10 protein-coding genes are annotated in these 11,342 nt (G+C 38.7%); 4 read left to right on the forward strand and 6 right to left on the reverse strand.

All coding sequences use genetic code 11. The annotated features are described in order from the left end of the window. Positions 1–52: 52 nt before the first annotated feature. The 3 genes from QDN89_RS00510 to QDN89_RS00520 form a co-directional block, all read right to left on the reverse strand. On the reverse strand, positions 53–976 hold the full coding sequence (locus tag QDN89_RS00510; protein ID WP_280768122.1) for a dipeptidase: 924 nt from the start codon (positions 974–976) through the stop codon (positions 53–55). Between the two features lie 24 nt (positions 977–1,000). After that, on the reverse strand, positions 1,001–2,389 hold the full coding sequence (gene fumC / locus QDN89_RS00515; RefSeq protein WP_280768123.1) for a class II fumarate hydratase: 1,389 nt from the start codon (positions 2,387–2,389) through the stop codon (positions 1,001–1,003). Positions 2,390–2,536: 147 nt separating this feature from the next. Then, the gene (locus QDN89_RS00520) at positions 2,537–2,692 is read right to left on the reverse strand and encodes a hypothetical protein (RefSeq protein ID WP_280768124.1); all 156 of its coding nucleotides are present in this window, start codon (positions 2,690–2,692) and stop codon (positions 2,537–2,539) included. 169 nt (positions 2,693–2,861) lie between these two features. On the opposite strand from QDN89_RS00520, the gene acsA reads away from it, so the two are divergent. Then, positions 2,862–4,577: an acetate--CoA ligase gene (gene acsA / locus QDN89_RS00525; RefSeq protein WP_280768125.1), complete on the forward strand. Its 1,716-nt coding sequence runs from the start codon at positions 2,862–2,864 to the stop codon at positions 4,575–4,577. A gap of 78 nt (positions 4,578–4,655) precedes the next feature. Here acsA and QDN89_RS00530 read toward each other — a convergent pair whose 3' ends face one another. After that, positions 4,656–5,261, reverse strand: coding sequence for a cell wall hydrolase (locus QDN89_RS00530; protein ID WP_280768126.1), 606 nt, complete (start codon positions 5,259–5,261; stop codon positions 4,656–4,658). A 207-nt stretch (positions 5,262–5,468) separates the two neighbouring features. Between QDN89_RS00530 and QDN89_RS00535 the strand changes: the two genes are divergently transcribed. The 3 genes from QDN89_RS00535 (at position 5,469) to QDN89_RS00545 (ending at position 8,704) form a co-directional block, all read left to right on the forward strand. Continuing rightward, a complete protein-coding gene (locus QDN89_RS00535) occupies positions 5,469–6,869 on the forward strand; it encodes a sigma-54 interaction domain-containing protein (protein ID WP_280768127.1) in 1,401 nt (466 codons plus the stop codon). Positions 6,870–7,010: 141 nt separating this feature from the next. Further along, positions 7,011–8,405 (forward strand): lysine 2,3-aminomutase, encoded by a 1,395-nt coding sequence (kamA, locus tag QDN89_RS00540; RefSeq protein WP_280768128.1) that lies wholly within the window; start codon positions 7,011–7,013, stop codon positions 8,403–8,405. Positions 8,406–8,425: 20 nt separating this feature from the next. Beyond that, positions 8,426–8,704, forward strand: coding sequence for a YokU family protein (locus QDN89_RS00545; RefSeq protein ID WP_280768129.1), 279 nt, complete (start codon positions 8,426–8,428; stop codon positions 8,702–8,704). Between the two features lie 86 nt (positions 8,705–8,790). Here the strand turns inward: QDN89_RS00545 and ablB are convergent, their stop codons facing one another. Together ablB and QDN89_RS00555 are read right to left on the reverse strand one after the other, a co-directional pair. Next, positions 8,791–9,600: a putative beta-lysine N-acetyltransferase gene (gene ablB / locus QDN89_RS00550; RefSeq protein WP_280768130.1), complete on the reverse strand. Its 810-nt coding sequence runs from the start codon at positions 9,598–9,600 to the stop codon at positions 8,791–8,793. 312 nt (positions 9,601–9,912) lie between these two features. After that, positions 9,913–11,334 (reverse strand): aldehyde dehydrogenase family protein, encoded by a 1,422-nt coding sequence (locus tag QDN89_RS00555; protein WP_280768131.1) that lies wholly within the window; start codon positions 11,332–11,334, stop codon positions 9,913–9,915. Positions 11,335–11,342: the final 8 nt, after the last annotated feature.

Here is an 11,342-nt window from a genome sequence, read left to right on the forward strand (position 1 = left end):
TTTTTGTATTACAAGTTCATCTTAATTTTTGCAACGCATATCAAGCCAACATTTATACAGGCAAGCGATGGAGTGCATTTTTATAGGCAAAACCTCGCACCTCATCTTCTTTGAATCTTTTTAATAATTCTTCAATCAGCGTTTGGTACTTCCCACTATGCTCTAAACCTGTTACTAAGCGACTAACACCGTCAAAGTCCGATCCTAAAGCAATATGATTCACACCACCAATGGAACAGAAATAATCAATATGTTTGATTAGGTCATCGAACGTTGCAGAATCTGTTTCATTAATGAAAGGAGGACTAAATACCATTCCAATAAAGCCATTTTTCTGAAAAATAGCTTTCGCTTGTTCGTCATCTAAATTTCGTCGGTGAGGGCATATTGTTTTAGAGTTCGAATGACTAGCAATTGGATAAGTGGCCTTATCCATTACGTCCCAAAAAGACTTTACTGACAAGTGAGAAACATCTGTCCAAACTTTATTATCATTGTTCATTCGAACGACTTCAAAACCAAGTTCGGTCAATCCTGCCCCTCGAGGTTCACCTATGCCATCAGCACATAAGTTTGCGTTATTCCATGTAAGCCCAATCGACTTGACACCAAGTTGGTAAAAGGTTCTGAGTTTAGTTAGATCGTTTCCAAACGCATCTGCCCCTTCCAAAGAAAGTACTGCTCCAATCTCCCCCTCTTCTAACTGGTGGATATCGTTCCAATGAACAATTTTTTTCATTTGAGGGTGTTTTTCAATGACTTCTGTATGAAACAAATCAATTTGTTCCAACGCTGTTTGGAATTTCATGTCACTAGGTATTTCTGGATCTACATAGATAGCAAACACTTGCAAAGCAACATTTCCTTTCATAAGACGCTCCATATTGACATGTAACTCTGGGTCATCTGTAAATGAAATGTTGCGATGGTCGTGGAGCCTTAATAAAGCGTCGCAATGTAAATCAAAAACCTTCATAGCTGTCCTTCCTTCCTTTTCTACTTACTCTGTCGGTCGAACCATTTTCTCCAGGTTAATATATTCATCGAATTGCTCTTCTGTTAAATAACCTAGTTCAACAGCTGTTTCTTTTAATGTTGCGTTGTTTTGAAACGCTGTTTTAGCAATCGTTGCGGCTTTTTCATAACCAATATGTGGATTTAAAGCTGTTACGAGCATAAGCGAATTTTTGACATGTTTTTCGATAACTTCTTCATTCACTTCAATGCCTACAACACATTTTTCATTAAATGAGTCCATTGCATCCGTTAGTAATCTGACTGATTGCAAGAAATTATAAATGATCACTGGTTTGAAAACATTTAGCTCAAAGTTTCCTTGGCTTCCGGCAAATCCAATCGTTGCATCATTACCAAACACTTGAGAAACAACCATCGTTAACGCTTCTGATTGCGTTGGATTTACTTTACCAGGCATGATCGAGCTTCCTGGTTCGTTGGCAGGAATCGATATCTCCCCAATTCCAGAACGAGGGCCACTGGCTAACCAACGAACATCGTTGGCAATTTTCATTAAGTCTGCTGCTAGTCCTTTAATCGCACCATGGGCATAAATTAGTTCATCATGGCTCGTCAACGCATGGAATTTATTCTCCGATGAATAGAATGTTTCTCCGGTAATCCGACTGATTTCTTCCGCTGTCAAATCTCCAAATTTCGGATGAGCATTAATTCCTGTGCCTACTGCCGTTCCACCAATGGCTAAATACCGAAGCTGTTGGGCTGATTCTTCAATCATTTGTTCCGATCTTTTTAACATATGAACCCAACCGCTCATCTCTTGTCCCAATGTTAATGGTGTTGCGTCTTGCAAATGCGTCCGACCAATTTTTATAACGTCTTCAAACGCTTTTGATTTTTCTTCAAAAGACTTTCTTAAACGAATCAACGCAGGAAGTAATTTGTGATGAACGTCTTTTAATGCAGCAATATGCATCGCTGTGGGAAATGTATCATTTGAACTTTGCGAACGATTCACATCATCGTTAGGGTGAATTCTCGTTTCGCTATTAGCTTCCTGTAACCGTTCGTTTCCTCTGAATGCCACCACTTCGTTCATATTCATGTTCGATTGCGTTCCACTCCCCGTTTGCCACACGACGAGTGGAAAATGATCATATGTACCTTCAGCTCTTAACTCTTGGCATACTTCTTGAATGGTCTTCCCTTTCTCTTCATCCAAATGATTTAAACGAAGATTGGCTGCTGCTGTTGCTTCTTTCAAAATAGTGAAAGCTTCGACAACTTCTCTTGGCATTTTTTCTGTACCAATTTTAAAATTTTCTAAGCTACGCTGGGTTTGAGCCCCCCACCACTTTTCCGATGGAACGTTTACTTCACCTAGTGTGTCCTTTTCTACACGATAACTCATGATTATTCCTCCTTTAATTTGTCACCAAAATGATGCAATGGTATTCATACAAACTCTCTTGCACTAGAAAGCATAAGTCTGCTTTCTAATGCGCCTGAGCTTTAACACCAGTCCACGAAAGCGAAGTCTCGATAAAGTTGACTATTACTATAGAAGAATCATGTTAACTGTAACTACTTGTTGAATGATGTAAATAATCAATAATATCAACCCGACTGTGATGACAATTCGAAAAATCGCACCAACAACTCTAAGTAGAATAATACCTATGACGATGAGAACTAGTACCGTTATTAAATCCATGTTAATTCACTCCTTAGCTTTAAGGTACTTTTCTTTTCGTTAAAAATCAAGACAGAACTGTTACTTCCCATTTTTTTGTATAATCACTGTAATTACCGTTTGAAATTTCAAAATATTAAGTATATGATAATCATATATCGTACCAAGGCATTTATTGGAGGTGGCATGTATGGAAATCTTGAAACCAAAACAAGAAACGTACCAATTAGCCAATTATGAGGAAGCAAAAAAATCTTTTAAATGGGAGGAAGTTAAGGACGTTTTCAGTTGGTCTAAAACAGGAAATGTAAATGCAGCTTATGAATGTATTGATCGGCATGTGAAAGATGGAAACGGAGAAAAAACCGCGCTGCTTTATTCCGATGCGTCGAGAAAAGAAACGTATACTTTTTCACAGCTAAAGAAAGAGACAAACCAAGCAGCTCACATGTTTCGGAGATTAAATGTAAAAAAAGGAGACCGTGTGTTTATTTTCATGCCTCGTTCTCCAGAATTATATGTAGCACTGCTCGGTGCTATTAAAATGGGTGCTGTCACTGGTCCTCTATTTGAAGCATTCATGAAGGAAGCTGTGAAGAGTAGATTAGAAGATAGCGAGGCAAAGATGATCGTGACAACTCCTGATCTTGTTTCTCGTATTCCTTATGACGAGCTCCCACATTTAGAAAAAATTATTCTTGTAGGTGATCAAGTTCAAACAGACGGTCCTTTCTATTCTTATTTTGAAGAAATGAAAGCGTCACCAACAGATGATTCAGCGATTGAATGGGTCGATCTAGAAGACGGAATGATCCTCCATTACACTTCTGGGTCAACTGGAAAACCTAAAGGGGTCTATCACGTTCACAATGCGATGATCCAGCACTACCAAACGGCTAAATGGGTCCTTGATTTACGAGAAGATGATATATATTGGTGTACCGCTGACCCTGGTTGGGTTACTGGAACTTCCTACGGTATTTTTGGACCATGGCTTAACGGTGTAACGAATGTCATTCGTGGAGGACGTTTCTCTCCAGATGACTGGTATGACACGATCGAAAAAAATAACGTAACCATTTGGTACAGTGCGCCAACTGCTTTCAGAATGCTGATGGCAGCGCCAAAAGAGATTCTTACTAAATACGACCTAAGTTCGTTACGTCATATTTTAAGTGTTGGCGAACCACTCAACCCTGAAGTTGTTCGTTGGGGTTGGGACGTATTCCATCACCGAATCCACGATACGTGGTGGATGACAGAAACAGGCGGTATGCTTATTTGTAACTATTTAAGTGAACCGATTAAACCTGGTTCTATGGGTCGTCCTTTCCCAGGTATTCATGCCGCAATCATTGATAATAACGGAAAAGAACTAGCCCCTTATGAAATGGGGAACTTAGCCATTCAAGCAGGATGGCCTGCTCAAATGAGAAAAATTTGGAAAAACGAACCGAAATTCAAAGAGTATTTTTCTATTCCTGGTTGGTATGTATCCGGCGACACGGCATATGTGGATGAGGAAGGTTACTTCTGGTTCCAAGGTCGTAATGACGATGTGATTATGACAGCGGGAGAGCGTGTTGGTCCTTTTGAAATTGAAAGTAAATTGTTAGAACACCCTGCGGTCTCTGAAGCAGGTGTGATTGGAAAACCGGATGAAATGCGTGGGCACATTATCAAAGCGTTCATTTCTCTGAATCCAGGCTATGAGAACTCAGAAAAGTTAATTGCAGACATTAAACATTTTATCAAATCTGAACTTTCTGCTCATGCTGTTCCTAAGGAAATTGAATTCAAAGAAAAGCTTCCTAAAACACGGAGTGGAAAAATCATGCGTCGCGTGTTAAAAGCATGGGAATTAAACGAACCTGCTGGAGATTTATCAACAATTGATGACGCCTAAAAAAAGTCCCCCGGATGTATGATTGAAACCACCGGGGGACTTCCTTGTATGGTGTCCTGTGACACGAATATAATTGAATTACTTGGCAAAGACGTGATTGCCAATGCGTTGACTGATAGTTAGCTGGTTGACCCAAGTTGATGTAGCTGTATCTGGATTAAAGAAATATACAGCACCATTCGTTGGATCATAGCCGTTCACTGCATCTTCCACTGCTTTTACCGAATCAGCATCTGCATAGTGTCTGATTTCACCGTTTTGCACAGGTTCAAATGCATAAACGTTTCCTGAGCTATATGTCTCATATATTACGCCCCAAACAGATGTTGGAAAATCATTGTGTCTCACTCTATTTAACACAACCGATGCTACAGCTACTTTTCCTTTATAAGACTCCCCTTTTGCCTCAGCATGAACAAGGCGAGCTAGTACCTCTTTTTCTTCTGCAGTGAAGGTAGACACTTGTGACACCGAGTTACCTACCTTAAACGTTTGTCCTGGATAAATCAAAGATCCAGAAAGTCCATTCCACTCTTTTAATTGGGAAACAGTGACATTATGTTTATTTGCTATTTTCCAAAGACTATCACCATGATTCACTTGATATGTTGATGCAGAAGCATCTTCTTGAGATGTAAATAAAATCATTCCTGCTAAAGCACTGATAACAACTATTTTCTTCATAACAACAATAAAGCCTCCTTTTAATCTTAACAAAACCATAGTTTACATGGTAAATAATTGAGTCACCCATGTCTCTAGTAGATTGTTAGTTACATTTCAAGATTATCCCAATACAATTGCTTTTCCTCAATCAAACTAGTAAACTAAAGAAAACTGCCGAATTTTCAGCACCTATGACAAGATTCCGGCATAAATAGAGGTGAGCCGATGTTTGCAGCACATGCTGATACAAATGAAATGCTAAAAGCGATCTTAAAAAGCATTGATGAAGGTATTCATGTCATTGATAAATATGGAAAGACGATTTATTACAACGAAATAGCCGCTGACCATGATGGGATGGATGTAGAAAATGTCATCGGGAAACCTTTACTTGATGTATTCCCATCACTAACAACAGAAACAAGTACGATGTTAAAAGTGATAAAATCAGGTGTTCCAATTTACAATCAACACCAAACATACCGCAATGTAGAGGGGAAATTAATTGATACCGTAAATACAACCATTCCAATCATCGTCCATCAACAATTGTATGGAGCAGTGGAAATTGCGAAAGATTTTTCTAGAGTGAAAGACCTTTCTAATAAATTAATTGAATTACAAACGAAAATGGATAAACGCTTGGAAAAACCTAAGAGTATTAGTAAATACAGTACGATATACCAATTTCATGATATTTTAACAGATCACCCTTCTATGAAAAAAATAATTACTCGTGCTAAACGCGTGTCAAAAACCACTTCCCCAATAATGGTTTATGGGGAAACTGGAACTGGGAAGGAACTTTTGGTTCAAGGCATTCACCACCATTCCAAACAATCAAAAGGACCATTTATTTCGCAAAACTGTGCTGCTATTCCCCCAACCTTATTGGAAAGCGTCTTATTTGGTACGATAAAAGGAAGCTTTACTGGCGCAGAAAATAAAGAAGGGTTATTTGAATTAGCACACGGTGGCACATTATTTTTAGATGAAATTCATACCCTTCCCTTTGATCTGCAAGCAAAAATGTTGAGAGTATTAGAGGATGGCGTTATTAGAAGGATCGGTTCTCATAAAGCCGTACAGACGGATGTAAGAATTATCACGGCGACCAATGAACCTCCAGAAAAATTACTAAAAAAAGAATTGTTACGAAAAGATCTATACTATCGATTGAATGTCGTTTCTCTTTCCATTCCCCCACTTAGAGAACGAATTAGTGATTTACCAATTTTAATCGATGCTTTTATTCAATCGTTTAATCAAAAATTCCAGTTAAACGTGCAAGGAGTTGAAAAAGATGCGCTGACTTCTCTTCGAAGATATGACTGGCCTGGTAATATTCGCGAACTGCGTCATGCGATTGAATCAGCAATGAATATGACTGACTCTTCCAAACTTTCCCTAGAACATTTCCCTTCGTACTTAGCTGACTTCGTGGAGCAGGCAAACCTTCCTGAAGTGGAGCAACACGGATTAAAACATACCGTGGAAGAATATGAAAAAAACGTCGTAATAAAGATGTTTGATCAAGAAAACCATAATATTTTACGTACAGCAAAAAAACTTGGAATTCCAAGACAAACGTTGCAATACAAACTTCAAAAATACGAGATTATTTAAGAGAGTGCCAGATTTCCGGCACTCTCTTTTCTAGTTTATTTGAAAAAGGTTGATTCCATGTTTTTTTTAGGAAGAAATGATTTGGCACACTTCTTGCATATATTATAAATGAGAATCATTCATTCCAAGGAGGCGCTTTAGATGAAATTTGATTTATACAAACCGAAACGGCATTGGAAAGAAATTGACTTATGGAAAGACGTTACAGATGAACAGTGGAATGATTGGATTTGGCAATTAACAAATACGATTCGGACCCTAGAAGATTTAAAGAAAGTTGTTCATTTAACACCTGATGAAGAAGAAGGCGTGAAAATATCAACAAAAACGATTCCCTTAAATATCACACCTTATTATGCTTCGCTAATGAATCCTGATGATCCAAGGTGCCCGATACGTATGCAATCGGTTCCTGTTTCTGCTGAAATTCAAAAAACAAAATATGATCTTGAAGATCCATTATTTGAAGACGAGGATTCTCCCGTGCCTGGATTGACGCATCGTTACCCAGACCGCGTGTTATTTCTCGTCACTAATCAGTGCTCTATGTACTGTCGCTATTGCACACGTCGAAGGTTTTCTGGCCAAATTGGCATGGGTGTTCCGAAAAAACAGTTAGATGGAGCGATTGAATATATCCGACAAACACCTGAAGTTCGGGATGTCTTAATTTCTGGTGGAGATGGATTATTAATTAATGACCAAATATTGGAATACGTTTTAAAAAATTTACGCGAGATTGATCATGTGGAAATTATTCGCATTGGCACAAGAGCTCCCGTTGTTTTTCCACAGCGTATTACGGAGAACTTGTGTAACATGTTAAAGAAATACCACCCGGTTTGGGTCAATACGCACTTTAATACGTCTCTTGAAATTACCGAGGAATCTAAGAAAGCAGTTGAAATGCTCGCAAATGCAGGGGTTCCTGTTGGAAATCAAGCAGTTATTTTAGCTGGTATTAATGATAGCGTAGAGATTATGAAAAAACTTTGTCATGACCTCGTAAAAATACGCTGCCGTCCTTATTATATTTATCAATGTGATCTATCAGAAGGAATTGGTCATTTCCGCACACCGGTCTCTAAAGGGCTAGAGATTATCGAAGGTCTTCGTGGCCATACATCTGGGTATGCTGTGCCGCAATTTGTCGTTGACGCCCCAGGAGGCGGAGGTAAAATTACTCTACAACCGAACTATCTCATTTCTCAAAGTCCTGATAAGGTGGTTCTTCGTAACTTTGAAGGTGTTATTACGACATATCCTGAACCGAAATTTTATACCCCTGGTACGGCAGACGAATACTTTTACAATTATTATGAGAAAAAAGCAACCAAACGAGTTGGAGTGTCAGCTCTCATGAATGATGAAGAGTTTAATTTGGTCCCTGAAGGAATACAGCGTTTGGATCGACGTTCCAATTATGCAGATGATGAAAGCCATGAAACATTGAAAAACCGTCGTTCTAAGCGAGATGAAATGGTTGAGAAGAAATTTGCGAAAGAGCAGAAAAAATATCAAAAAGAAGAAGTATAGCTTCAAGGAGGATGTTTCACATGCAGTGCAAATGGTGTAAATCTGATAGAGCATTAGAGTCACTTGAATCAGCATATTGGGAGTTACCAGATGGTACAAGAGCAGTTGAAATTAAAGAAGTACCTTCTATCAACTGTCCAGATTGTACGATTATCTATATCGAAGAAGAACAAATTACAGAATTAGAAAATCATTTTATGTTAATTGATACAAAAAAACTAGGCTCTAGTTTCACTTTTAAAGAATTGATGGATCAACCAACATTGCTTAAGAAAAATTATTTTGCAATGAATGATTAGATAATGTGAAAAACGCTTGCGCCAAACAAATGGCGCAAGCGTTTTAATTTAGGCTAATGTGTTTTAGTTTATGAGACTATAAGCGTTTATGTAGCTAATTCTTTCGTCCATATATTCATATCTTCATACCCCGACGAAATTTTACAATTATTCACTAAAGTCCCCTCAAACTTATAGCACAAACGTTTTATCGTCATATTCATGCCTACAGATTTTGCCCGTGTTATCGAAAACACATTTGATATTCCATCTTTCATGAGTTGATCTTCCAAGTTCATAATAATTCCGTGTAAAATATTTTTCCCTCGATAGGTTGGGTCTACGGCACAGTCTGTTATTTCAGCACTAGCGTAACCTGTTTTCATCGCAGATGCTGAGCCAATTATTTCTCCGTTTTCGTTCACTGCCAAGACAAACGTATATTCTGTTGCCACTGCTTTTTTAATATACTCTGGGTCAAAAATATTTGTAGGATAGACATCAAATACTTTTTGATATAGTTTAGATAGCGGTTTAAAATGTTTTTCATTGCTTTCTTTAAGATGAATGAATGAGATATTACTCCACGTTTCTGAAGGTGTTGTTTGATCTGTCTCAACGATCTTTAATACAGACTGATTTTCCGTGTTGGAAGTTGAATTCTGTCGCGTTTCTTTGGAAAACCACGTAAATATTTCGGCTTTCTTTCCATTAAAAAAACCAGACATATTTGCTTCATGATGAAAGTCTAGAGAGATTAGTTTATTTCTTTCGTCATTTGTCGTATAAACAATCAATTTACTGTATTCTTTGGCTTGTTTTTCTTTTTGTAATCTAGCAATATTTTCTTCTGATACGACGGGTAAATAAGCAACTAGCCGCTCATTCCATGAATCTTTGTCCCATGTTTCTTTCATTCGCTGTGTTCCTCCTATCATTTAGGACACTCTGGATGTTCCACCTTAATGAGCGTCCCGGTACTTGTGCTTTCGAGACACTCGCTACGATTGATCCCCCTAGCACGAATCGTAAGGTACTATACCACTCGTTTACTTCCTTTCGCTCGGCTGGTAGCGACTGAAAGGAACTATCTTGCTCTTATAGTTCCTTTCATCGACGGACCGCTCACTCGTCGGGCACTATCATACCCGTTTACTTCCCTTCGCTTGAAAACCCTACGCACGAATGTCGCTATACCTCTCGTACCCATCCCCGCTTAGCTTAATTACCTAGTTATGATTAAAGCAAACGAGTTTGATTTCAGTCATCTCTTCAATAGCGTACTTGATACCTTCGCGTCCAGTCCCGCTTTGCTTCACACCACCATACGGCATATGGTCAACTCGGAAAGTAGGAAAGTCATTGATCATGACGCCGCCAACTTCTAGTTCCTCCGATGCAGTGAAGGCATGTTTCATATTATTCGTATAAACCCCTGCTTGTAAACCGTAATCCGAATCATTGACGAGATCAATCGCTTGTTGCCAATCATCAAACGTATCAACAATTACTACTGGTCCAAAAACTTCCCCACAGGAAACTTTCATCGATGAATCAACATTTTCAAGAACTGTCGGTTTTATAATCATACCTTCCTCTTCCCCACCTGTAACGATGCGAGCACCTTGATCGACTGCTTCTTGGATCCAAGATAACACACGATTTTTTTCCGATTCAGATATTAACGCAGATAATTGGGTTGCATCATCAAGAGGATCTCCAATTACCCATTTTTTCAATGTCTCTTTCATCTTTTTTAATAATTCACGTTTTTTTGATTCGTGAACATAGATGCGTTGAACAGAAATGCAAACTTGGCCTTGAAAAGCAAATGCCCCTTGAACAAGTCGTTCGACCATCCCATCAATATCTACATCCTTATCAATGATAACCGCTGAATTTGATCCTAGTTCCAAAGTAACTTTTTTCAATCCTGCTTTATTTCTTATACCTATGCCTACCTCAGGACTTCCAGTAAACGTGATGACACCGATTCGCTCATCTGTCACTAACGCATCACCGATTGTGCTCCCTTTACCTGTCACGACGTTTAATGCTCCTTTAGGTAATCCAGCTTTATCAAAAATATCGGCGATGAAATAAGCAGATAGTGGCGTCTGAGAAGCAGGTTTTAAAACAACCGGGTTGCCGCTTGCAATGGCCGGTCCCAGTTTATGAGCAACTAAATTCATCGGAAAATTAAAAGGGGTGATTGCTGCAACTATGCCAGTCGGCTCTCGTCTCGTATAGGACGTACGATTCTCCCCACCAGGTGCCGCATCCATATTGACTACTTCTGTTGGTAACCTTCTAGCTTCTTCGCTTGCAAATTTATAGGTCATGATTGTTCTTGCCACTTCACCTCTAGCCGTTTGAATCGGTTTAGCAGCTTCTGTAGCGATAATTCGTGCACACTCTTCTCGATTTTGTGCAATTAATCTTGCAACGTTATCTAAAATATCTGCTCGTTCGTGTGCAGGCATTTTTTTCATTACTTTTTTATTTTTTTTCGCTGTATCAATAGCTGCGTCAACCTCTTGAATAGTTGCTAGAGGAATTTCCGCAATTTTTTGTCCATCAAAAGGGGAATATAGGTCTTGCACATGTGATGCTTCAACCCATTCTCCACCAATAAACAATTTTTTTCTCATGTATAACG

The sequence above is a fragment of the Salipaludibacillus daqingensis genome (assembly GCF_029891575.1).
GTDB lineage: Bacteria > Bacillota > Bacilli > Bacillales > Salisediminibacteriaceae > Salipaludibacillus > Salipaludibacillus daqingensis.